21 protein-coding genes are annotated in these 24,188 nt (G+C 39.6%); 14 read left to right on the plus strand and 7 right to left on the minus strand.

Annotated elements, in window-relative coordinates; all coding sequences use genetic code 11:
• Positions 1–10: 10 nt before the first annotated feature.
• Positions 11–2,299: a penicillin acylase family protein gene (locus CWC30_RS05925; RefSeq protein ID WP_138626650.1), complete on the minus strand. Its 2,289-nt coding sequence runs from the start codon at positions 2,297–2,299 to the stop codon at positions 11–13.
• 156 nt (positions 2,300–2,455) lie between these two features.
• Between CWC30_RS05925 and ycaO the strand changes: the two genes are divergently transcribed.
• From ycaO to folX, 7 genes are all read left to right on the plus strand, one after another.
• Positions 2,456–4,216, plus strand: a complete 1,761-nt coding sequence (ycaO, locus tag CWC30_RS05930) for a 30S ribosomal protein S12 methylthiotransferase accessory factor YcaO (RefSeq protein WP_138626651.1) — start codon at positions 2,456–2,458, stop codon at positions 4,214–4,216.
• Positions 4,217–4,334: 118 nt separating this feature from the next.
• Positions 4,335–7,685: an ATP-binding protein gene (locus tag CWC30_RS05935; RefSeq protein ID WP_138626652.1), complete on the plus strand. Its 3,351-nt coding sequence runs from the start codon at positions 4,335–4,337 to the stop codon at positions 7,683–7,685.
• A gap of 47 nt (positions 7,686–7,732) precedes the next feature.
• Positions 7,733–8,365 (plus strand): YceH family protein, encoded by a 633-nt coding sequence (locus tag CWC30_RS05940; protein ID WP_171034689.1) that lies wholly within the window; start codon positions 7,733–7,735, stop codon positions 8,363–8,365.
• 72 nt (positions 8,366–8,437) lie between these two features.
• Positions 8,438–9,274: an NAD(+) synthase gene (gene nadE / locus CWC30_RS05945; protein WP_036980816.1), complete on the plus strand. Its 837-nt coding sequence runs from the start codon at positions 8,438–8,440 to the stop codon at positions 9,272–9,274.
• Between the two features lie 127 nt (positions 9,275–9,401).
• Positions 9,402–10,121 (plus strand): dihydromonapterin reductase, encoded by a 720-nt coding sequence (gene folM / locus CWC30_RS05950; protein WP_013463706.1) that lies wholly within the window; start codon positions 9,402–9,404, stop codon positions 10,119–10,121.
• Positions 10,122–10,146: 25 nt separating this feature from the next.
• Positions 10,147–10,701, plus strand: coding sequence for a GTP cyclohydrolase I FolE (gene folE / locus CWC30_RS05955; protein ID WP_008108996.1), 555 nt, complete (start codon positions 10,147–10,149; stop codon positions 10,699–10,701).
• A gap of 3 nt (positions 10,702–10,704) precedes the next feature.
• The gene (gene folX, locus CWC30_RS05960) at positions 10,705–11,061 is read left to right on the plus strand and encodes a dihydroneopterin triphosphate 2'-epimerase (protein WP_013463705.1); all 357 of its coding nucleotides are present in this window, start codon (positions 10,705–10,707) and stop codon (positions 11,059–11,061) included.
• On the opposite strand, the gene CWC30_RS05965 is transcribed toward folX, so the two are convergent.
• From CWC30_RS05965 to CWC30_RS05980, 4 genes are all read right to left on the minus strand, one after another.
• Positions 11,038–11,478, minus strand: coding sequence for a YqaA family protein (locus CWC30_RS05965; RefSeq protein WP_036980806.1), 441 nt, complete (start codon positions 11,476–11,478; stop codon positions 11,038–11,040). The genes folX and CWC30_RS05965 overlap by 24 nt on opposite strands.
• Positions 11,479–11,568: 90 nt before the next feature.
• Complete coding sequence (locus CWC30_RS05970; protein WP_010392586.1) at positions 11,569–11,934, minus strand: DUF4870 domain-containing protein; 366 nt, start codon at positions 11,932–11,934, stop codon at positions 11,569–11,571.
• A 159-nt stretch (positions 11,935–12,093) separates the two neighbouring features.
• Complete coding sequence (locus tag CWC30_RS05975) at positions 12,094–14,265, minus strand: S9 family peptidase (protein WP_138563482.1); 2,172 nt, start codon at positions 14,263–14,265, stop codon at positions 12,094–12,096.
• A gap of 128 nt (positions 14,266–14,393) precedes the next feature.
• A complete protein-coding gene (locus tag CWC30_RS05980; RefSeq protein ID WP_138626654.1) occupies positions 14,394–17,858 on the minus strand; it encodes a S8 family serine peptidase in 3,465 nt (1,154 codons plus the stop codon).
• 233 nt (positions 17,859–18,091) lie between these two features.
• Here CWC30_RS05980 and CWC30_RS05990 point away from each other — a divergent pair, with 233 nt between their 5' ends.
• The gene (locus tag CWC30_RS05990) at positions 18,092–18,562 is read left to right on the plus strand and encodes a DUF2721 domain-containing protein (protein WP_008108981.1); all 471 of its coding nucleotides are present in this window, start codon (positions 18,092–18,094) and stop codon (positions 18,560–18,562) included.
• Between the two features lie 78 nt (positions 18,563–18,640).
• Complete coding sequence (locus tag CWC30_RS05995) at positions 18,641–19,093, plus strand: c-type cytochrome (RefSeq protein ID WP_013463699.1); 453 nt, start codon at positions 18,641–18,643, stop codon at positions 19,091–19,093.
• A 52-nt stretch (positions 19,094–19,145) separates the two neighbouring features.
• Here CWC30_RS05995 and CWC30_RS06000 read toward each other — a convergent pair whose 3' ends face one another.
• The gene (locus CWC30_RS06000; protein WP_076922591.1) at positions 19,146–19,802 is read right to left on the minus strand and encodes a cytochrome b/b6 domain-containing protein; all 657 of its coding nucleotides are present in this window, start codon (positions 19,800–19,802) and stop codon (positions 19,146–19,148) included.
• Positions 19,803–19,907: 105 nt separating this feature from the next.
• Here CWC30_RS06000 and CWC30_RS06005 point away from each other — a divergent pair, with 105 nt between their 5' ends.
• From CWC30_RS06005 to CWC30_RS06015, 3 genes are all read left to right on the plus strand, one after another.
• Positions 19,908–20,612 (plus strand): AzlC family ABC transporter permease, encoded by a 705-nt coding sequence (locus tag CWC30_RS06005; protein ID WP_036980794.1) that lies wholly within the window; start codon positions 19,908–19,910, stop codon positions 20,610–20,612.
• Positions 20,609–20,908: an AzlD domain-containing protein gene (locus CWC30_RS06010; RefSeq protein ID WP_016900234.1), complete on the plus strand. Its 300-nt coding sequence runs from the start codon at positions 20,609–20,611 to the stop codon at positions 20,906–20,908. Before CWC30_RS06005 ends, CWC30_RS06010 begins: the two co-directional genes overlap by 4 nt.
• Before the next feature lie 93 nt (positions 20,909–21,001).
• The gene (locus tag CWC30_RS06015) at positions 21,002–21,493 is read left to right on the plus strand and encodes a glutathione peroxidase (protein WP_069438752.1); all 492 of its coding nucleotides are present in this window, start codon (positions 21,002–21,004) and stop codon (positions 21,491–21,493) included.
• A gap of 118 nt (positions 21,494–21,611) precedes the next feature.
• On the opposite strand, the gene CWC30_RS06020 is transcribed toward CWC30_RS06015, so the two are convergent.
• Entirely contained in the window at positions 21,612–21,797 is a 186-nt protein-coding gene (locus CWC30_RS06020) for a PA3496 family putative envelope integrity protein (protein WP_008108975.1), read from the minus strand.
• A 387-nt stretch (positions 21,798–22,184) separates the two neighbouring features.
• Here CWC30_RS06020 and CWC30_RS06025 point away from each other — a divergent pair, with 387 nt between their 5' ends.
• Positions 22,185–22,979, plus strand: a complete 795-nt coding sequence (locus CWC30_RS06025; RefSeq protein ID WP_069438778.1) for a YggN family protein — start codon at positions 22,185–22,187, stop codon at positions 22,977–22,979.
• 759 nt (positions 22,980–23,738) lie between these two features.
• Positions 23,739–23,879: a hypothetical protein gene (locus tag CWC30_RS18365; protein ID WP_008113257.1), complete on the plus strand. Its 141-nt coding sequence runs from the start codon at positions 23,739–23,741 to the stop codon at positions 23,877–23,879.
• Positions 23,880–24,188: the final 309 nt, after the last annotated feature.

The raw sequence follows: 24,188 nt of genomic DNA on the forward strand, positions 1-24,188 counted from the left end.
GCATCCAAGGCTAGTCGTTCATTGGTGTAATTTCAATTTGATGCATTAATGCTTGCGGTAATAATGGCGTGTGCTTACCTTTTACATATTCATCAAAGCCAGCTCGGTAAAATTCAGAAAGTGGGTGCCCTGATTGCCCACCCGGAATCGTTAAAATAGCATTCTTTAAGTGCCCAGGCTGAACAATAAAACGCTGTGATGCGCCAAAACTACGTTTTTGCACCGCTGGCATATAACTGTCACCAAACCCGGGCGCTGTTGGCATGTTAAGTAACTTACTTAGTATGGGCATTTGTTTAGCAAACGGGTGCTCAATCGCTAATTCGTTTACTTTTCCCCACTGCCAGTTTTGTATGTTACTACCAAACCGTGATGTTAACTGCGTGAGTGTTTGCTCAAAGGCACCCTGTAATTGCTGCTCCCAATTAGTAAACTGCGGATTAACCCAACTTGTTGGCTGAGCCTTTATTAACTGCCAAACAGCAGGCTCTAAATCACGTTTCACATATTTTAATGTGCCATCTTGCTGGTTGAGTGTTGTCTCAATACTGCTAAATAGAATATTAATCAGTTCATCACGATACGTCTTTACTAAGGTATACCCTATTGATTGCGGGCAAGCGCATTGCTGCCAGTTTTCGAGGGCATTTATATGATCTTTATAGCGCGTGGGCTGCTTTTTTAACTGCTCAAGCAATAAGGCATGCCAAGGCATTAAAAATCGTGCTTGGTTATCTAACTGCAACTGATAAAAATCACTTTCATTAAAGCGTTGTTTTTCAAATAACCTATCGCGAATTTGCGTTGCACGGGCTCCAAGCGCATAGCCGCCATTACCAAAACGGACGTTATCATCAGCAGATACCACTCGAGAATTACCTGTCCATAATCGCCCGTTTTCAGGATTTTTAATAAAAGGTCGATCGATTTCGTTTTGCTGCCAAAGCGCAGAGTAATCTTCTTCTTTTACGGCTAATTCATTGGGTGTTGTTCGCGCAGGTATGCCGCCCATATTTTTCCATGCTGCATTTCCTTGGTCATCGACCACCAGCAGGTTTTGCACAGGAATGCCTACGTCACTTGCAATATCAAGCGCATCATCAACAGTCTGTGCTTGCTCAAGCTGTAATAGCTGCATATTAACGGCGTATGGTTGATGTGCAGCCCAGCTCAGTGCGTAAGGCTTTTCATTGATGTATTTTACCGGACCGTATTCACTGAGCGTAAGGGAGTAACTTTCTACTTTGCCACTGGGTAATGCAATAGACTCATCTACTTGCCACATTTTGCTATCGCTATTAAGCGCAATCCAATCGGCGGTATCTAAATACCCGTTGGTAAACCCCCATGCAACGTTGTTATTTGTGCCTACTACAATCGCCGGCGCTCCCGGAAGCGAGACACCCGTTACCTGCATGGGTTTATTATTTAATGAATAGTTTAATTGGGCTCGATACCAAATAACCGGCACAGCCATTGATAAATGCATATCATCAGAGAGCATCGCAGCCTGAGTGTTGGTTAAATTTGAGGTGACAGCCCAATTATTACTACCCACTTCCAAGTTAGCGGTAATGGGTTTAATCGCGGTGATTGGTTGCGATAAAAGTTCGGGGATTGGGTTATGCAAAAGAGCGAGCTGACTGCCATCCAATGCGGCTTGATATTGGCTAGGCTGAGTAAAAAAACTTACCATTTCAGCCCCGTATTGCTGCTCTATTTGAATTAAAGCTTGGTCGCGCTCAAATGTAGATGACTGTAAATCAAGGTACATGCTAAAAATAACTAGTAAACTGTCTTCACTTTGCCAAGGCTTTTGCTCAGCCCCCGTGAGTAAATATTCAAAACTTGGGTACCCTACTTGTGCAAGGCCTTCATTTACACCTTGGGCATAACTGCGTAGCAGCTGTTTGTCGGCCTTCGGGAGGGTTTTTAAAATAGCTTGGCTGCGTTTACGTAATTGGTGAAAACGCATTTTTTTATCAAGCCCAAGCGCGGCTTCACCAAATAGCTCGCTTAGCTCACCTGCGGCATTACGTCTAAGTAAATCCATTTGAAAAAAGCGGTCTTGCCCGTGAGCATAACCTAAGCCATAGGCAGCATCGTGGCGAGTTGCTGCAGTAATAACAGCTTGGCCAAGCGTATCACGAGCGACTTTAACTGGCTGCGTTACCGCATCGCTTCGGCCTTTGCCATCAAGGGTAGGTAAACTTAGAGTCAACACGCCGTAAACAATTGCAGTACTGGCGAGCGCTAAAATCACAACAATTAATAGCAACCGTTTGATTACTTTAAACATAAACATACCCTTCAACTTTTTCAATAAACTATTATTAGCATATATTCATATTCGTTCTATTAAAAACACTACGAAAAGCGGGTAAAGGGTGAAATAAACATCAAAATCCACGATAATACACAGTTCATGTATTGTGCAGACCTAGTTGAGATCAAAATGACTGAAAAAACATTTATTAAAGGTAAAGACCGCGATTTAGAATCGTCTATCTCTACCATGCAAAACAAGCTAAAAGCGCTAAATATTAATATTGAAGAAGCGCTGTGGCTTAACCCTGTAGCAAACTGTTATTCAGTTCATATAAAAGATAGCGACTGCGGTGTGATGTTTACTAATGGTAAAGGTGCCACTGATAAAGCCTCTATCGCCTCTGCGCTAGGTGAATATTTTGAGCGTTTAAGCTGTAACTACTTTTTTGCTGATTTTTACTTAGGCGAAGAATTTGCCAATGATGACTTTACTCATTATCCAAACGAGAAATGGTTTAAAGTTGAAAACGATGAAATACCACAGGGTATTATGGATGAAAGCTTATGGGATTATTTTGACCCAGAGCGTGAATTAACCGCATCACACCTTTATGACTTTAACTCAGGCAATTTTGAACGTGGTATTTGTTCTGTACCGTACACTCGTCAGCGCGACAACCAAGACATTTATATTCCGGTGAATGTGATTGGTAATATTTTTGTTTCTAATGGCATGAGTGCCGGTAATACTAAATTTGAAGCCCGTGTTCAGGGGTTATCTGAAGTATTTGAGCGCGCTATTAAAAACCGCATTATTGCCGAAGGTATCAGCTTACCAATCGTGCCTGAAGAGGTGGTAAAACAATACCCTAAAATTCATGAAGCCTGTGAAGAGCTGCGTAGCCATGGCTTCCATTTACGCATTGCGGATGCATCACTAGGCGGTAAATACCCAGTAATGAGCGTCACGCTTATAAACCCTGTTGATGGGTCAGTATTTGCTTCTTTTGGTGCTCACCCTTCATTTGAAGTAGCGCTAGAGCGTACCGTTACCGAATTACTGCAAGGTCGTCGCCTAGATCAACTTGACGTATTCCAACCTGCTACATTTGATAACGACGAAGTCGCTACTCCTGAGAATATTGAACTGCACTTTATTGATTCAAGCGGTTTAATTTCACATGACTTTTTCCGCTCTGAAGCAGATTTTGAATTTGTACATTGGGACTTTAGTGGTTCAACTGAGCAAGAATACAACTTCTGTACTGATTTAATTCATAGCATGGGTCACGATATCTATATTATGGATTACACCCACTTAAACGTGTATGCATGTCGTATTTTAGTTCCTGGTATGTCAGACATTTATCCTGTAGATGAGCTAATTTGGCGCAACAATAATGAAGGCGCTAAATTCCGCGAAGACTTCTTATCGCTTGATCAGTACGATAGCGAACAGTGGATGGAAATTTACGACAACCTCGAAGAAGCAGGCCACAGCGATATTATTCGCGCAGCTGAATTCATTGGCTTAGCAACCGACGCCGATACACCTTGGCACACACTACGCATTGGTGAGCTTAAAGCACATTTATGCTTAGCGGCGGGTAATGAAGAAGCTATTGACTGGGTTGATTGGATTTTGCATACCGGCCAAGTAAACGACGAAGCGATGCGTCACTTTCGTTGCTTAAAAGCAATCCTTGAAATTAAATATGATGACGAGCGCGAATATGCAAGTTATCAAGATGCATTAGGTTTAATGTTTGGTAGCGACAATGTCACGCTTGCTATTGAAATTGCTGAAGGTCGTAAATTATTTAACGGCTTAACTTTCCCAGGCTTATCGCTTGAGGGCTTTAAAAAGCATGCAGCACTTCTTGATGGTTACCGCAAATTACACGTTGCAAAGCAACAGCATTGGGCGCGCGAAATTAGCGACTCATAACCACACCTAAACTACTAATTATAAAAATAAAATGGCGCACTTTTAACTGCGCCATTTTTATTTCTTCGATAAATTGACTATAGTTAGTCAGTCTTGATTAACAACTTAATTACATTCTATGTCCCCGCAGCGCAAAAACAAACGCACCCGAATTAATAACGCTAAGCTGGCTTTTTTATTATCGCTGGTGTTGATAATCACTATCAGCTTGGTGCTTGATCACGTCAATTATCACCGTGAGAAAGATGCTTATCGATTACGCACTCTGTCGCAGGTAAGTACCTATAGAGCACAACTTGAAGCTGTATTAGTGTCTAATATTCAACTCATTCGTGGCTTAGCTATTGCTGTTGCCGCTGAGCCAAACTTAGATCAAACTCGCTTTGAACAAATTGCAGCTCCCCTTTTTGAAACCTCAAATGAGCTACGTAACATTGGCGCGGCGCCAGACATGGTAATAAAAATGACCCATCCGATTAAAGGTAACGAAAAAGCGATAGGCCTTAATTTTTTGGAAAATAAAGCACAGCGCGAAGATGCCATTAAAGCAAGAGACACGAATACGATCGTGATGGCAGGTCCACTTCAGCTTATCCAAGGCAACGAAGCTTTGATTGCGCGCGTACCAGTATACTTGCCAGAAAATAACGCCTTTTGGGGATTGCTCTCAGTGGTACTCGATATAGAAAAAGTTTATGAAAATTCGGGGATCATTGAACTACAGCAAAATTATAATATAGCAATACAAGGACGTAATGGATTAGGTAAGCAAGGTGGTTTTTTTTTCGGTGACCCCTCTATTACTGATCAAGACCCTCTAGAATTTACTTTAAACTTTCAAGGAGGTGCTTGGCAGCTTTATGTTATACCCAAGCAAGGCTGGCAACCAGTGAGTTCTTCGGTCTGGCCTTTACGGTTCATTATTTTAACCGTGTTAGGCTTGCTCATTTCTGCCTTTTTGTTTTATCTAAAAATACTCAACCGTGAACAAGAAAGCGAAAGAATGCTTGAGGTGATGAGTAATTTAGCACAAGTCGGTGCATGGTCGTTTAACTTAGAAAAAAAACACGTGTTTTGGTCAGATATGACTAAAAAAATACTTGAATACCCATTAGATGAGCAACCAAAATGGTCAGAAAATTTAAACTATTTTAAAGAAGGTGAAAGTAGAGAAAAAATCGCTAAACTGGTTGAAAGAGCAATTAAGCATGGTGAAAGTTACGAAACTGAGCTTGAAGTGATCAATGCAAATGGTCAGCCTGTATGGGCACTTGTTCACGGTGAAGCTGAACATAAAAATGGCCGTTGTGTAAGAATATTTGGTTCATTACAAAATATTGATGCCCGTAAAAAAGTAGAATTAGAAAATCGTAAAATTGCTCGTTTTAACGAAACCTTGGCCTCCTTAACGGTGAGTGATGAAATATTAAATGGCAAACTAAGCCAATCTAAAGAATTAATCACGCAGTCTATTTGCCAAGCCCTTGAGGTAAACTGCGCCAGTATAAAATTGTTTAACCAACAAAGAACCCAGCTAATTCAATTTGCGAGTTTTAATCGTTCAGGTAGCGAAAATAATATTCCGTGGCTGCAAGAAACTATTCCTGACTTTTTTACCGCAATAGAACGAAAAGCGATATTTTGTGTTGATAATGCTCAACAACATCCCTACTTAGCGCCCATCAAAGAAAGCTACCTTCAACCGTTTTCAGTCAAGGCGATGCTGTGTGTTCTTATTCCTGCAAGCAGTGGCTCTATTGGAATAGTATGTGCTGAGCAAGATATAGTTAGAACATGGAGCCATAATGAAGAAAGCTTTTTAATTGCTGTAGGGGCTTTAATTGGCAGCCTTTACGCTAGCCAACAACGTATAGAAACAGAGGCACAACTAGTCAGGGCAAAAGAAGCCGCAGAACAAGCTGTGATTGCAAAAAGTGAGTTTTTAGCCAGTATGAGCCATGAAATTCGCACACCCATGAATGGGGTGTTGGGAATGCTTAATATTGTTAAAGCAACCCAATTAGATCAACAACAAAAGCGTCATATTAAACTTGCGCAATCATCTGCAGAGTCATTATTAGAAATTATTAATGATATTTTAGACTTTTCTAAAATAGAGGCTGGCAAGTTAGACATTGAAAATATTCAATTTAATTTACCTCACTTACTGGGTGAGGTGGTTGAGTCATTTGCATTAAGAGCCGAGCAAAATAACACCACGTTAATTTTGGATGCAACACATATCACTAGCAGCGAATTTATTAGCGATCCGAATAGATTACGTCAAATTTTAAGTAACTTAATTGGTAATGCCGTTAAATTCACCCAAAACGGTGAAATATTGATAACCGCTAAAATTGCCCACACACTTGACGCCACAGTTTTAGAATGTGCAATCGCTGACTCAGGTATAGGAATCAGCGCAGAAAAACAGCCCCATTTATTTGATTCATTTACTCAAGCAGACACATCAACCACACGCCAATATGGTGGCACAGGCCTGGGGCTTGCTATTGTCAAGCAGCTGTGTGAGCTCATGGGTGGCGAAGTGAATGTGAGCAGTGCACCAAATAAAGGCAGTACATTTTCCTTTTTTATAAAGATAACCCCTCAATCAGTTCAACAGCACGAAGCATATCAAGCAATTAAAAATAAGCGTATTTGGGTTATTGATGATTGCTTACTTAATACCACTATTGCCAAAAAACAATTAACTCGCTGGGGGGCTAAGGTCAGCACGATCTGCGATTACCTGTCTATAAGTGCCTACATTAATAGCCATGAAGATACCCCACCAAACATTGTGCTTGTTGACAGTGCTTTATTTGAACCATTATACGAAGCTCAAGCACTCGCACTTAAGCAGTTTTTAACAAAAAGTAATAGCCATTTAATTATTATGGCTCCCATGAGTTATACAAATAAAAGTGCCACATTTTTAACCGAAGAAACCCTCGTATTTAAACCACTCACCCCTTTTGATTTACAAAATGCGCTGACTGCAAAAAGCTCTATCGAGCAAACACACGTTGGTACACAACTAAAGTCGCTTGCTGCCACTGAGGTTATGACAGATACACTGGCGGCGCATGTTTTATTAGTAGAAGATAATAAAATTAACCAAGTTGTTACCGCTGCTTTTTTAAAACAGTTGAACGTGACATTTGAGATTGCTGAAAATGGTGCTGAGGCAATTGAAAAGTTGAATCAAAACCCAGCTAACACTTATCAATTAATATTAATGGATTGCCAAATGCCTACGATGGATGGCTATCAAGCAACTATTGCCATCAGAGAAGGCAAAGCAGGCAAGGTAAATAAAAACATAACAATAATAGCGCTTACCGCAAACGCAATGCAGGGTGATAAAGACAAATGTTTGGCCACTGGTATGGATGACTATTTAACTAAACCCCTCAATGCCACAACTCTTCATTCTAAGCTCCAGCAATGGCTTACAAGCAAATAACAGTGTAAGCTAAAAATAGGATTTATTAGGTGAGATAAGGTATGCAATTGCAATTATCAATGGAGCAACAACGCGTTATTGGTTGTTTATTAGAAAAACAAAGCACAACACCTGAGCACTACCCTTTATCGTTAAATGCATTAACAAATGCCTGTAATCAAAAATCGAATCGCGCGCCAGTTGTTAATTATACAGAAGAGCAAGTTCAAATAACCGTTGATGAGTTAATCAGTATGCGATTAGTCACTGTAAATGAAGGGCTGTCTGGGCGAGTTAATAAATACGATCATCGTTTTTGTAATACTGAGTTTAGTCACCTGCAATTTGATCAACAGCAAAGGGCGATTATTTGTTTATTATTATTGCGAGGCGCACAAACACCTGGCGAATTAAAAACACGTAGTAGCCGCCTTGCCGACTTTGCTCGTATTGATGATGTTGAAAAGTCACTTGAACAACTAATTCAAAGCAATCATGTTAAAAAGATGCCGCGCGAATCAGGTAAACGGGATTGTCGATATATTCATTTATTTGCAGATCAATCATCTGTGAACGAGGCTTCACTTGAGGCACAAACACACACTGATGATATAAAAAACACTGAGCTAAATGACTTACTTGCAGAAATTGATGAGCTAAAAGTCCAGCTTAAACAAATAAAAGCTCACTTAGGGCTTTAATTCATAAATATGAAATCACATAATAGTTGTTCTATGTAGAGCGTAAAAATTATTTAACTAAAGGAGCGGGCCATGCGCGCCGAGATTATGGCTGAAATGAAAGTTCAGCCTTCGATTGATGTAAACGCTGAAATTAAACGCCGAGTGGATTTTATTAAAGCACGTTTAAAAGCGGCATATTCAACCTCACTTGTACTAGGGATCAGTGGTGGTGTAGATTCAACGACCTGTGGCCGTTTGTGTCAACTTGCTATTGATGAGCTTAACCAAGAACACCCTGACACTCATTATCAATTTATTGCTGTACGCCTACCTTATGGCGTTCAAGCTGATGAAAGTGAAGCGCAAATGGCGGTTGATTTCATTAAGCCGAGCACCCGCATGACGGTAAACATTAAACCCGCAACCGATGCACTGCATGAGCAGACAATGGCAACTCTCGCGGGTACCGAACAAACACTCCCTTCGCAAGATAAAATCGATTTTATTAAAGGTAATGTCAAAGCTCGCCAACGCATGATCGCGCAATATGAAATAGCCGGCTTTTGCCAAGGCTTAGTGGTCGGTACCGATCATAGTGCTGAAAATATTACTGGTTTTTACACTAAATTTGGTGATGGTGCATGCGATTTGGCTCCTTTATTTGGCCTATCAAAACGCCAAGTTCGTGCATTAGCAACCACATTGGGTGCGCCTGCGTTTTTAGTTGAGAAAGCACCAACAGCGGATTTAGAAAGTGATAGACCAGGACTAACAGACGAAGAAGCACTTGGCTTAAGTTATGAAGAAATTGATGACTTTTTAGAAGGTAAAGCAGTTTCAAGTTATGTAGAAGAAACGCTAATTGCAATTTACCAGCGCACGCAACATAAGCGCCAGCCTATTCCAACAATATACGATGCTTTTTAAATCAATATTATAAGCGTAATTTAACTGATCGAGCCGCTTGTATTTTACGTAAACATGACGTGAAAATAAGTGGCTTAAATTTTTAAACGTTAACCTTAACGCTTGCCAACAGAGAGTTTTATATTTTATGACCCCCCCTATTTTGATTACTGGTGCAGCACAACGTATAGGGCTTGCGCTGGCAAAGCACTTTATAGCCCAAGGGCAAGCGGTCATTATTACTTATCGGACCCGTCATGAGGCTGTTGATTCGTTGGAACAACAAGGGGTTACCTGTCTTTATGCTGACTTTAGTACTGATGAGGGCATTAATACTTTTATTACGTTGCTTAAATCACACACTGACTCACTCAGGGCAGTTATTCATAATGCATCAAGCTGGGACTGTGAAGCTAACAACCCTCACTTTGAGCAGCTGTTTGACAATATGATGCGCATTCATGCAAAAACACCGTACTTGGTAAACTTACATTGCGCAGATTTACTATTAAATTATCAGGCGTCGCATGCTAAACCCGCTGACATTATTCATTTGACTGATTATGTAGTGGAAACAGGCAGTCCAAAGCATCTTGCTTATGCGGCCAGTAAAGCCGCACTGGATAACTTAACTAAATCATTTAGCGCTAAATACGCACCTAACATAAAAGTGAATTCAGTCGCGCCATCATTAATTATTTTTAACCAACATGATGATGAGCAGTACCGCGCTAAAACTTTAAAAAAATCATTAATGGGTATCGAACCTGGATGCCAAGAAATTATCAATAGTATAGACCTACTACTGAACAGCCATTACATCACAGGGCGTGCTTTACCTGTTGATGGTGGTCGCCATCTTAAGTAAGTCATCTAATAAAACTGAGAAACTTATGCATAACGAATTAAAAGAAAGCTATCAAAAAATTATAACTGCTGTAGGTGAAGACGCTGAACGTGAAGGGTTACTTGATACCCCAAAACGCGCTGCAAAAGCGATGGAGTACCTTACTCAAGGATATCGTCAAACGCTTAACGAAATCACGAACAATGCGGTATTCACCTCTGACGCTGACGACATGGTATTGATACAAGATATCGAGCTTTACTCTATGTGTGAACATCATTTACTCCCTTTTATTGGCCGCTGTCATATTGCTTATATCCCTGATGGCAAAGTATTAGGCTTATCTAAGTTTGCGCGTATTGTTGATATGTTTTCGCGCCGTTTTCAAATTCAAGAACAGCTTACCCATCAAATTGCAAAAGCGGTTGAGGAAGTAACTGGTGCAAAAGGTGTGGGTGTAATTGTTGAAGCAAAACACATGTGTATGATGATGCGTGGTGTAGAAAAGCAAAACTCAAGCATGCGTACCTCGGTAATGCTAGGAAACTTTAGAGCTGATCCGAAAACACGTAATGAGTTTTTACAGCTGATCAAAGGATAATGTATGGCAAACGCAATTATTAATGTAACTAATTTACGACTACGCACATTTATTGGTTTTAATCCTGATGAGCGTGAAAAAAAACAAGATGTGGTCATTAACCTTGAAATTCACTACCCTGCTGATCAAGCTTGTGAAACAGATGAAGTAGACCAAGCACTTAACTACAAAGTGATTACTAAAGAGGTGATTAGCTTAGTAGAGCAAGGACACTTTTTATTGTTAGAAAAACTAGTTGCTGAAATTCTTGCTGTTTGCCACTCACACCCAAGTGTTAATTATGCTAAGGCTCGAGTAGATAAACCTCATGCGTTGCGCTTTGCCGATTCGGTTTCTTTAACCCTCGACTGGCACAAATAATCCAACGGCAAGGGCTATTACCGCTAAATAACGTAACCCCTTGCCGAGCGTTACCAGCACTAAAAATGTAGTAAAGCGAACTTTAAACACGCCGCCAATAACGGTTAGTGGGTCGCCAACGATGGGCAGCCAAGCAAACAACAGGCTATAAACACCATATTTATTAAACTGCTGTTGTGCTTTTTTAAGCCCTTTTTCAGATACTGGAAACCATTTTTTATCTTTAAAACGCAATGCCTGCGTCCCTAACCAATAGTTAACACAACTGCCCAGTACATTACCCAAGGTTGCTGCAAACCAAATCAGCCATAAGTTAGTATTGCCTTGCATGATCATGCCACTCATCAATACTTCAGACGAGCTAGGTAATAACGTGGCAGATATAAATGCTGTAAAAAATAATGTTATATAGAGCATTTTTTCCTTATGACTAAAAACTAAACCCAGCAATTAGCTGGGTTTAACGATTTTTTAACTTAAAACCAAAGCGCTGAATAATAAAAACAGTTATTTTATCAAATTTAAGCTAAGGGGATAATTAAACTCTTTGCCATCGTTGGCTTTCACGCTTGCGATAACCACCATCACAAATGAAAAAATAGCCACCATAGGTAACAGTAGTAAACCAACCGCTGCAAAAATTAGTAAAAAACAAACAAAATAAGCTATAGCCATAGTAATTTGAAAATTAAGGGCTTTTTTTCCATGTATATCAACAATTGGCATTTCATCTTTTTTAATTAACCAGATAATAAGAGGGCCGAGTACCGACCCAAATGGCACAATAAACCCCGCTAATGCACTTAAATGACATAGCATTGCCCAGGTGCGGTCATCTTTATTGACGACTTTAATCTCTTGATTTTGTTCCATTACACTCTCCCTTCTCGTTTTTATTTTGCGCTAAAATGATATTCACACTCATTAGCCACCTTAATGTAAATGCTTATTTATCCAATGCAAAGCATTTGTGTATATTTAAAAATAAAAAAGCGCAGCAAATAGCTGCGCTTATTGATATTGCCAGACCAGTTACTTATTCACACCCGCTAAATCAAGCATAAAAGCATAATTTAAGGCAGTATCTTCTAAGCGTTTGAAGCGACCTGATGCACCTCCGTGCCCTGCTTCCATATCGATTTTAAACAGTAGCTTATTATCATCTGTTTTGTAATCTCGCAGCTTAGCCACCCACTTTGCAGGCTCAAAATATTGTACCTGCGAATCATGTAAGCCAGTAGTAACTAACATATTTGGGTAATCTTGCTTACTGACCTGATCATAAGGTGAATACGATAACATATACTCATAGTATTCTTTCTCGTTAGGGTTACCCCACTCACCGTATTCGTTGGTTGTAAGTGGAATACTTGCATCAAGCATCGTGGTCACTACATCAACAAATGGAACTGCAGCCACCATACCTTTATACAACTCAGGAGCTTGGTTTGCCACTGCCCCCATTAACAAGCCACCCGCACTGCCACCTTGAGCAAATATTTTATCTTTTGCACCATACTTTTGCTCAACCAATGCCTTGGTAACATCTACAAAGTCGTTAAAGGTGTTCTTTTTAGTCAGTAGTTTACCGTCCTCATACCAAGGGCGACCTAGCATTTGTGAACCACGAATATGCGCAATGGCAAATACAAAACCCCGATCGAGCAAACTTAAGCGAGCGCTAGAAAAGGTAGGATCCATGGTCGCGCCATACGAGCCATAACCATATTGTAGCAGCGGATTAGTCCCCTCTTTTTTAAACATGTCTTTGCGATAGACTAGGCTTACCGGTACTTTAATACCATCTCGTGCAGTGACAAAAATTCGCTCTGATGCGTAATTATCTGCACTAAAATCACCGAGTACTTTTTGTTGTTTAAGTAATGTTTTATTGCCAGTAGCTAAATTAACATTATACGATGAAGCGGGTGTTGTCATACTGGTATAATACACACGTAATGTATCGCTATTTAAATCATTGTTACCGTAGGTGCTAATTGTATAAGCACTGTCGTTAAAACTAAGCGGTATCTCTTTACCCGTGGTTAAGTTACGAGCAATAATAGTCGACTGACCCATTTCACGCTGCTGATACACTAAGTAGTCGTTAAATAAGTCGATGCCTTCTAATTTTATATTATCGCGAGCGGGGATCACCGTTTGCCAATTAGCTTTATCGCCAGCTTTATCAATATCAACTTTCATAAGCTGAAAGTTAACCGCATTTAAATTAGTGACAATGTAGTAAGTATTACCCAGCTTAGAAATTCCATACTCCAGATCCGCTTCACGCTCAATTAAACGCTTTGGCTTAGCATTTACATCATCAGCACTTAAAACCGATACACCTGACGCAGTTGTACTGCTGTGCCAAATATAAATTTCTGAATCGTCTTTGCTTTTGCTTATACCCATGTAATAACTGGTATCTGTTTCTTCATAAACCAGCTCATCATCGCTTTGTGGGGTACCGAGCGTATGACGATAAACTTGGTAACCTAGTAAAGTTTGTAAATCTTTTTTTATGTAATAAAGCGTTTTGTTGTCGTTTGCCCAAACAACACTGCCATTCGTACCTTTAAGCGTATCTTCGAGTAATTTACCAGTGCTTAAGTCTTTTATTTTTATATCATAAATACGACGACTTACGGTATCTTCACCATATGCCATTAAATTGCCGTTTGGACTTACATCTAAACCACTTACGGCATAATAATCATGTTCCTTAGCTAGCTCGTTTACATCTAAAATAACCTGCTGGTCAGTGCCTGCAAAATCACTACTACGTACATAAGTTGCGTATTCGTTATCACCGCGAGTTTGTGATGAATAATAATAGTCACCGTTTTTAACTGGCACTGAATCATCGTCTTTTTGAATTCGCCCTTTTAGCTCTTCAAATAACCTAGTTTGTAACGTTTTTGTGTGCGCAAGCATTGCATCTGTATAAGCATTTTCAGCCTCAAGGTAACTAAGTACCTCAGGATCTTTTCGCTCATCATCACGCATCCAATAATAATTATCGATACGCGTGTCGCCATGAATAGACATTTCATATGGTACTTTTTTAGCAACCGGCGGCATTACTGCGATTTGAGTAGCTGCGTTTTCAATTTTTGCTGATTGCTCAACGTCAGGAGCTTTGTTGCATCCCCCTAAAATAGCTAAGGAAATAAAAGTAAGAACAAATGGGGTATGTTTCATTGATTGGAATCTCTGTAGTTTTTATTTTTATTAAATATACCTAATATTAAACACGACAGAAATTTAGTTTGTGAAGCTATGTAAAAAGGGAGCCGAAGCTCCCTTTAATTAATGTTTAATTTATTTAATTACTTTTGCTTACGACGACGCATAAAGGCAAACGGCGCTACAAGTAATGTTAACCAAGCTAATGAACCTGAAGAACTTTTCTTAGTAGGCTCTGGAGTAACAACCGGAGGCGCTACTTTAGTAACGGATATTGTTACCATTGCAGGCTCTGACACATTACCACGAACATCAATCGCAACAACTTCCATTTCTGCAGATGTATCACCCGCTAATAAAGTGGTATCTGCAACTACAATTTGACCATCTGCATCAACTGCAAAGCCAAGGTTTGTATTAGATTGAACATAGTACTCTGAAATAGCTAAGTCTAAGTCTGATTCTTCAATAGTAAGCGCACCTACTACAGTTCCATCAGCTGCATCTTCAGAAACACTAAACTCACCACCAACCAGCATTGGAGCTTCAACGTCTGGTAACTCTAGGTCTTCAGCTGCCATTACTTTAATAATGTTAGTACCTGAACCTTGCGATAATGCAAACGGGCCGCTTGCAGAAACAACCGCTTTCTCACCAGGTTTAAGTGAAGAAATTGCTTCACCTGTCTCATAAGAGGTCATTTCAACTGCTGGTTGTACGCCAAATACTGTTGAACCTGTTACGCTGTCTGTTTCACTGTAAACACCAGTTTGGTAACTAGGGTAGCCTACCGATACTTTGAAGTTCATTTGCTCACCAAGAAGCGAAGCATCAATATTCATTAACTCTGAACAACCTGAGAAAGTAACTGTGTCTTCTCCTGCAGCATGGAAAAGCGGCGTACCCCATTGCCATGCATCATTACCAGCGCCATCAGTTGTACCAATTAATGTGCGGCTACGACCTGGGAATGCAGTTGTGCGACCACGGTCATTTAAGTTTTGCATGAACTGATCAGATACACCGTCATTATTGGTATCTATTTCAATTCTATAACCCGCTTGGAAAGTATGAGTTAACGGATCTCGTAGTTGTATTGATGACGTAATATAAATTCCTGAATCACAGAAATCTGCATTGAATGCAGAGAATGTAGTAGACAGGATATTAAATTCAGCATCTTCAACTGATTTTTCTGTCCCCATTGCAACAATACTTTCAGCTTGTGGAGAAATTTCAGTTTGACCTGTATTTTCAATAACCAATGCCATTTCATTGTTAACAATTTCAGGTGAGTAGCTCAACTGAGTCGCAGCTTTTGGCATTGCATGATAAACAACATGTAAATCGTGATCGCCATCTGTAGATGCATCATCAAATACTAACGCACCATCAAACTCTACTGATGTTAATGCAGCACTTCTTGCTGCAATATCCTCTTCACTGAATGGATTTTCTAATTCCCATGCAGGTAATTTACTTGGATCAACCGTCATTGTAATATCAAAGTTAATCGCTTGACCTGCCGGTACTGTTATAGATTCAGGGAAATCCCAACTAACTGCGCCCGTATCAATATCATTTTGGTAGCGCGCTTCTGTGCGAAGATTATAAGTTTTTGCATCTGCAGAGAAGTTCTTAACTGTCACTGTTTTAGTAATTGAACCTGTTTCCGCTAAACTTACTAAACCATAAGATAGTGCAGCTTGTTTTGTGTCAAACTCACTATTATGGACCCATGCAGCAACTGGCAAGTTAGCCGCCTTAGTCACATCAACTAAACCAGCACCTATCATACTAATTGGCGCAAGCTCTGAATCAGGATTAATAGCTAGAGGCTCATTTGTTACGTTTAAGTTTGCTGCATTCATGATTGTTGCTTTAATCTCAAACGCATTACGCTCAGGATGCGCTTCACGGATCATTGCAACAGCGCCTGCTGTAATTGGGCCAGAGAAAGATGTGCCTGAAACAGGGTTTGTGCCTGTTTGCGTGCCTGCTGCTGCTACATCAATGCTCGTACCTGGCGCTGTAATTTCTGGTTTTAATAACCCATCCATAGAAGGACCACGAGATGAGAATGTTGCAACCGCACCTGCCGTTGTTTTAATTTCAACGCTAATATCAAATGTTGCAGGGCCGCCAGCTGCTAATTGTGCTTTTAAAGCAGCGCCTGCAGCAAAATTAATACCTACGTTTTTAATAGTTACGTCCGCATCAGAACCACCCATAGGTGCTGGGGTACCATCGTCGGTATTATTCGCGATCATTACAAACTCGGCACCATTTGCTTGTGCATTCAATACTTTTTGCGTAAAGGCACATGCACCACGGTCGATTAATACTGCTTTGCCTGTAAAGTCAACATCTGCAGCAAATTCAGTACAACCATCCTGGTTTGTATCAGGATAAACTAATTCAATATCTGCACCTGAAATAGCAAAATCTTCTTGAGGACCAAAACCTGATGCCTGGATATTACCTTCAACGCCAGCAACAGTACCTGATGCCACACCGATTTCAGTTGTTGGGTGAGTCATAGCGCCAACAGATAGTGCGTTAGGTGTAGTACTTGGACCACCAACACGGAACGGATTATCACCATCGTTACCAGCAGAAATAACCATATTCACACCTAAATCAACTGCACGTTGAACTAAGTACTGTGTACCACCACCCGTGTAAGTGTCACCAAATTCACCACCAAGAGACATATTCATTACATCAACACGGTCTGAAATATCGCCATCACCGTTAGGATCCATTGCAGCTTCTAGAGCAGCCGCTTGCGCATCGCCAGGACAACCGCCGCCACATACTGAGTAAGCGTAAAGTTCAACGTCAGGCGCAATACCATTTACAGAGTTTGCAGATGATGTACCGTGATTAGTTGGATCACCCGTTGATGGCGAGTTAGCGGCATCATTTTCAATAGGGTCGGCATCATCACGTATAAAGTCGTAACCACCTTGTACAATGCCTTGTGGCCATGCAACTGATGTTGGATCTGCCTGTGCGGCTAGGTAAGCTTCAACAGTGCCTGCGCCACCGAAAGCAGCATGAGTGTAATCGATACCCGTATCAAGTACAGCAACACGCTGACCTTTACCACTTGCAATACCATCAGTAATTAACGGCTTGGCATTAATATATTCTGAACTGGCTGCAACATGTAACTCACGATCGAACATTGGTAAAACTTTAGCAACACGATCATCTTTTGCAATTTTTGCTAACGCTTCAGGGGTTGCTTGAACAATTAACGTTGGCGCTAAAATTTTAGTTTTGCCAATTACCTTAGCATTAAAATCTAGGCTGCTAAGCTCAAGCGCCATTATGTCCTGTAGCTGCTCAACCTGAGCCGTTACTTCACGGTTAGATGATACTTGGTAGGTTCCAGCAGCAACTGCATCAACTGAGGTTTTTGCTTTTAAAACAATCATGTGGGCTGAAGGCGCTTTTTTATCAGCTGCCAATTCTTTTATTTGCTCTACTTGCTTGTTAGTCATTGTAGTATTTGGCAAAGTCGCAGCATTGGCAAATGTTGCCACAAATGCACCCGATACAGCTGTCGCGATTGCTGTTCTTTTAATTATATTATTAGACATCGTTTCCCCTAGGATAGTTTATGTATTATTGTATTTACTAGTTTCAATTCCATTGATTGATAACTACGAATATAAAGCGTCAGCCTTTGCGCCTGCAACAGCATTGCTACATTAAAGTTACACAAAAAAACAACCACCTTGAAAAATCACCATAACATATTGATTTAAAAGGAAAATAAAACACATTCAGTTTGTAAAAAATTGTAAACAAAAAGATTTAAATTGAGAGATAAATGAACAACGATGTAATTAATATTTTAACTATGGCCAAAGTCATTCAAACAGCCGTTGCCCCTGTTTTTTTAATTACAGGTATTGCGGCAACACTTGGGGTGTTATCCAACCGTTTGGCACGTATTACAGACAGAGCCAGGCAGTTAGAGCGAAAATTAAAAGTTAGCACCGATGAAGAATTTAACTTGTCTCTAACTACAGAACTAAGGGCGCTTCTTAAGCGCTCCCGCTGCATACATATTGCCTTTAGTTTAAGTGTATTAAGTGCATTATTAGTCTGTGCTGTGGTTATGCTGTTATTTTTATCGCATATACAATCGATTAATTTAGGCGTCACTATTGGTAGTTGTTTTGTTGGTGCAATGGCATTGCTAATATGTGCATTTATGTCATTACTTGGCGAGGTATTTTTAGCAACCCGCAGTATGCGTCGAGGAATGATATTTGCTGATATTGATATAAACGATTAAAGGCATTGCTTTAACTTGAATTAAAGCGTTAGCTAATATACAAATACAATCAAATAACCGTCAAAGGAGTAGAGTAAAGTGAAATTGAAGCAAGTATTTATCGGGGCATTACTATCTACATGCGCACTTAGTGTATCTGCAAATTCTGCGTTTAAAGAGCCGAGTGATGCAATTGAGTATCGCCAAGCTGCATTTTCTATGATTTCAGTTCAAATAGGCGATATGGGTGCTATGCTTAAGGGTAAAATTCCTTTTGATGCAGAGCAATTCAAACAGCGTGCAAATAACGCGGCGGCATTATCTAAAATGCCTTGGGAGGCATTTTACGCAGGCACTGAAAAAGGCGATACATCAGCACTTCCTGCGGTATGGTCTGAAAACGATACTTTTATGAAAAAAGCGACAGCGTTTCAGCAATATGCTGATGAACTTGCTGTAGCAGCTCAAACAGGTGACAAAGCGGTCATTGGTAAAGCATTTGGTGCATGGGCTAAAGGCTGTAAAGATTGCCATAAGCAATTCAAAGACTAATAAACACTGTGTATTAAACAATAAAAATGGCGCTGTATTAGCGCCATTTTTTTTAACTAAGCAGATAACTTAAAGGTTCACTTCCCCAAGTACTCATAATTAAAACCAGTAATAGTAAAAATAAAACCCATGCAATCCATGGTGACTTTGTCTCAGGCTCTGAGCTTTGTGTTGCCAGTGCTTTATTACCGGTGATCATAGCTTTTACCAAAGGCTTGCCTTTTATTTTATAAGCAATAATAGCCACAACATGCAAAATAATCGCATAAAATAAAATATCAAAATTGATATGATGCAGCCAGTTAGCGAAATCAATCGTATCACTCGATACATACTGCGCTAACGGGCCATCAGTTAAAATACCATCACTGCTCATTAAACCACTAACCAGCTGCGTAATAATCAGTATAAAAAATAATAACACCATATAACTGCCTGGTGCAGAATGGCCCACATCATTTGTTTTTTTGCCACTAAAAGAAGCAAGCACCGATTTAGGTGAATGCAGTAATGCCGATATTCTTGCCGTTTTACTGCCTATGAGACCCCATATAATCCGCGTTGAAATAAGCGCTAAAGTAAAAAAGCCAACCACAAAATGTAGCTCTATCATGCCCTCTTCAGCACTAAAATAAAGCGCAGCAATACTCAATACTAATAACCAATGAAAGCTTCTTAAAAAGCCATCCCACACTTTTACCTTGAACATTGCACCTTCCCTAAAAAACAGTATCATCTAAAACGCTAACTATTTTAGCATCTTAATCTTAAGGTATCCCGATGAGTCTTTCTACTATTACACAGAGTAAAACACATGCAGTCCATTAAAAAACCGATACTAAAAGGCTTTTTAGATATGCTGCCATTATGTTTAGCCGTTATTCCTTGGGGTATTTTATGTGGCTCGTTGGCAATACAAAATGGCTTTACTCCTTTTGAAACTCAAGCTATGTCGCTATTGGTATTTGCTGGCTCGGCTCAACTGGTTGCTATTGAGTTAATGGCTGGTAATACCCCTCTGTTAACCATTTTATTTACCACATTTATTATTAGCTCTCGTCATTTTTTATATGGCTTGGCGGTTCGTCACAAAGTGATTGAGCAACCTATGCGTTGGCGCCTTCCAGTCAGCTTTGTATTAACCGATGAACTATTTGCTTTTTCGCATCATCCTCGCGCCTACCAGACTAAAACGCGCCTAATTTACGCGCTCAGCGCAGGCTTTAGCTTTTACATTGCTTGGAATATTTGGACACTGTTCGGTATTGTAGCCGGTACTATACTCCCTGATCTCACCAATTTAGGACTCGACTTTGCGATTGCTGCAACCTTTATTGCTTTGGTTATCCCAGGAGTTAAAAATTTAGCCACACTTATCACTGTCATTGTTGCAGGGATCTGTGCCACTTTATTAAAAAGCACAGGCTTTGAGCTGTGGTTGGTATGCTCAGCACTACTCGCGATGAGTGCAGGTTACGCTGTAACTAGAATAGTAAAAAATAAGGACACTAAATCATGATGACGACTATTTTACTTATGGCATGTATTACCTTTTTTACTCGTTATTTATTCTTACATCGCGCGCTACCATTTAAAGTAGGGCCTAAAATGCAGCAGTTTTTGAGCTTCAGTGCACCTGCGGTTCTAACAGCGATTTGGGTGCCTATCGTATTTATAAATGATGGTGGCATTAATCTAAATTGGCAAAATCCTTATTTAAGCGCAGCGATTGTAGCCATTATAGTTGCTTACAAAACACATAATATTTACCTAACCACACTTGCTGGTATGGGGTTATTTTTGATTTTAAATTAACAGTAACGCCATAGCAGTGTTCACTATTTCGACTTTGTTAATCACCAAGCAAAGGTTAGACTATGCCAAATAAACAAATAATAGCTTAATAATATGCACCCATTTCATCAACTAAGTGCAACTAGCCTGCAAGGCCAACCTATCGATTTTCAAGAGTTTGTAGGTAAAGTTGTGTTAATAGTAAATACTGCAAGTGAGTGTGGATTCACTTATCAATATAAGTCATTGCAAGCATTACACGAAAAGTATGCCTGCCAAGGTTTAGTCATTGTAGGTTTCCCGTGTAACCAATTTGGCCAGCAAGAACCCGGAGACGCGAATCAAATAGCGCAAGGTTGCTTAATCAATTACGGAGTTAGTTTTTTAATCGCAGAAAAAGTGAACGTTAATGGTCAGCATACACATCCGGTTTTTCGCTATTTAAAATCTGTATTACCGGGGTTGTTAACACGAAAAATTAAGTGGAATTTCACAAAATTTTTGATTAATTCAGATGGCTCACCTATTAAGCGCTACGCGCCCTTTACTAAACCTGAAAAACTAGAAAAAGTAATTGAAAAAGCATTGCTCGCAGCTAAAGTTTGAGGCTTAAAAATTATAAAGAGGCATAAAGCCTCTTTATTACCAACCCACAGAGCTTTAAATACTACCTAAGTAGCAGTTAAAAGCTAATATGTCGGCACTGATTTGTACTAGCGACAACCTAATCAATATAATCGTTTAAGTCATCTTCACCTAGGTTTTTACGCAAGCGTTTTTGCTCAAGGTAATCCTCTAACTTTCTTTTCACCTTTTGCTTTTTCTTGTCGTGTTGATTACGCCCGACCATTTCGTATTCGTCTTCAACAAAATCATCATCTAGCGCATCGTAACTAAATGTCTTACCCACAACCCACTCCATAAAGTGTTTGAGACCAATTACGGATTCTTGTATCGCGATAATTGGTGAAATTAAAATGTTCAACGCAAATTTATTGTACAAATTTCCGTCAAAATAAAGCCACATCGCTATCCTAAATAGTCTCTGTGTCAGTATTGTGAATAAATAGCGCTAAATTTGAATTGTGGAAAGTGAGAGTTTTTTATCGTATCGATAAATTTTATTTATTAGCATTTAATTGTTGGTTATTTTGACCAAATTTTAGCTTTTTCAATGACTTTACTTTCAACTTCAAAGCACCTTAAAAATCACAAGTCACTGTTTTTAAACACTAAAAACTATTGGCACCAAACTTGTTATAAGTTAATTATCATCAGCAAAAAACAGAGAATAAACATGAAAGAATTATTATTAGTTAGCGCAATTATGTGCGCCCCCGTCGCCATGGCTCATAACGATAACAGCTCTTCAATTTCATTTAGTAACGACGAATGTAACGTTGTATTTAATAACGATGTGCGCATCAAACCTAATGAGTTAGAAATTTTTAAAGCCAATAATCAGCGCATGCTATTTACCGCTGAAGGTGAGCTGTCTATCAATGGCGAGCAAGTAGCATTAAATAGTGCACAGCGCCAAGCACTGACCAACTACACAGATAATTTACGCGTGCAATTACCTGAAGTGGCCAATATTGCCCTTGAAGGGGTTAAAATTGCAGGTGTTGCATTAGAAGAAGTCGCCAATGCATTTAATATTGATGGCCTCGATAACATTGCAACCTTGATGGACGATATTCAACAAGAAGTAGAGGGTACCTTTTACCAACAAGGTACATTTGTCATGGGCCAGCAAAGCTTCACTCAGTTTGGTGAAAACTTTGAACAGCAGTTTGAACAACAAATAGAAACTGCCGTTGAGTCGGCCGTAATGCAATCAATGGGCAGTATTTTAGTAGCATTAGGCTCTGAGCTAATGGGTTCAGGTGGCGATATGCAAGCCTTTGAAGAGCGCATGGAAAATATGGGCGCACAAATAGAAGAAAAAGTAGAGCTCCATGCAAAAAAACTTGAACAGCGTGCAAATACACTGTGTGGTGACTTTATTGAAATCGCACAACAAGAAACTCAACTTGCTGCGCAAGTGCCTGCATTAAAAGGCTATGAGTTATTTACTATAAAACAGCACTAACTGCTCAGCATTTTAATTAATCTCCCTTTGCGGCATTTGCTTTTAAGCTATGCCGCATTTTGCGTTTTTTACCCCACCAGTCCCATTTAACTCAAATAATAGACTGTTGAGTGGATTTGCTCTTGCTGTGCAGAGGCATTTTGTGGCTTCATAGTAAAATACAAACCAAAGTATAATCTTCACTTCGCTCTAGATCACATAGAATGCCGTTCGAGCTGATGATTGTAAGCCCAAATTGCAACATATTAAAACCACTCCTTTTTAAGTTTTAAATTCTGAGGCGGTGCGATCCCCAGTTAGACGCGTTTTAAAACGCAACCAGCTCCAAAGTGCCTAGTAACCTAGGCACTTTTTTTATAATTTAAAAGCCTAGCAACACTCTTTTTTATCGTTTATTTTAACGATCTTCTCGGATAAATAATTAACCACCTATAAATAGCATGTTAAATCTTTGAATGAAGTAAAACCCACCCCAATAATACAAAATAATTTAATCTGAATAACTATTCAAAATAATCTATTTATAAACATATTAAAATAAAAAAACTGAAAAAAACCCCATGCAAAAGTGATATAGCACACAAATATAATGAATAAATATACAAAAATAAAAACAAACGCCATTAAATAGCAAATCAAAAAAACACTTTCAGATTAAAAAAACTAATACTTCACCAGCAATTTTTATCGCTTTATTTTTAACCAACCTACGGGCAAAATGCACACGTTTTCAACAGACACAACCTTGGAGCGAATACAATGAACCCAATTAATACATTAAACCAAACAGCCACAACTCACGTTGCAGTTAAACCAACTAATCGCAAAGCGAGAATGTTAGCTAAACTTAACCGTTACGGAAAAAAATTAGCACTTGGCGGTGCAATTCAATACAAATAGTCACCCAACCATGATTTTTGTATTGTTGCAGCAAACACCCAACCACTAAATGAAGTTTCTTCTTTAGCTTCATCTGTTTGCTGCCAGCTCCCTCCTCATAGCTAAAAATCATCTTTAATTTTCATAATTTACAAAAAAAACCTCATTTACGCTCACTTTTTAAGCAAACGATCTTTTTGCTATTTACACAGGCAACTCACCTAAGTATTATCCTGCATCACGACGTGGAGAGATGGCAGAGTGGTCGAATGCACCGGTCTTGAAAACCGGCAGGGGTTTATAGCCCCTCTAGGGTTCAAATCCCTATCT

The sequence above is a fragment of the Pseudoalteromonas sp. S4741 genome (genome assembly GCF_005886135.1).
GTDB classification, from domain to species: Bacteria; Pseudomonadota; Gammaproteobacteria; order Enterobacterales; family Alteromonadaceae; genus Pseudoalteromonas; species Pseudoalteromonas tetraodonis.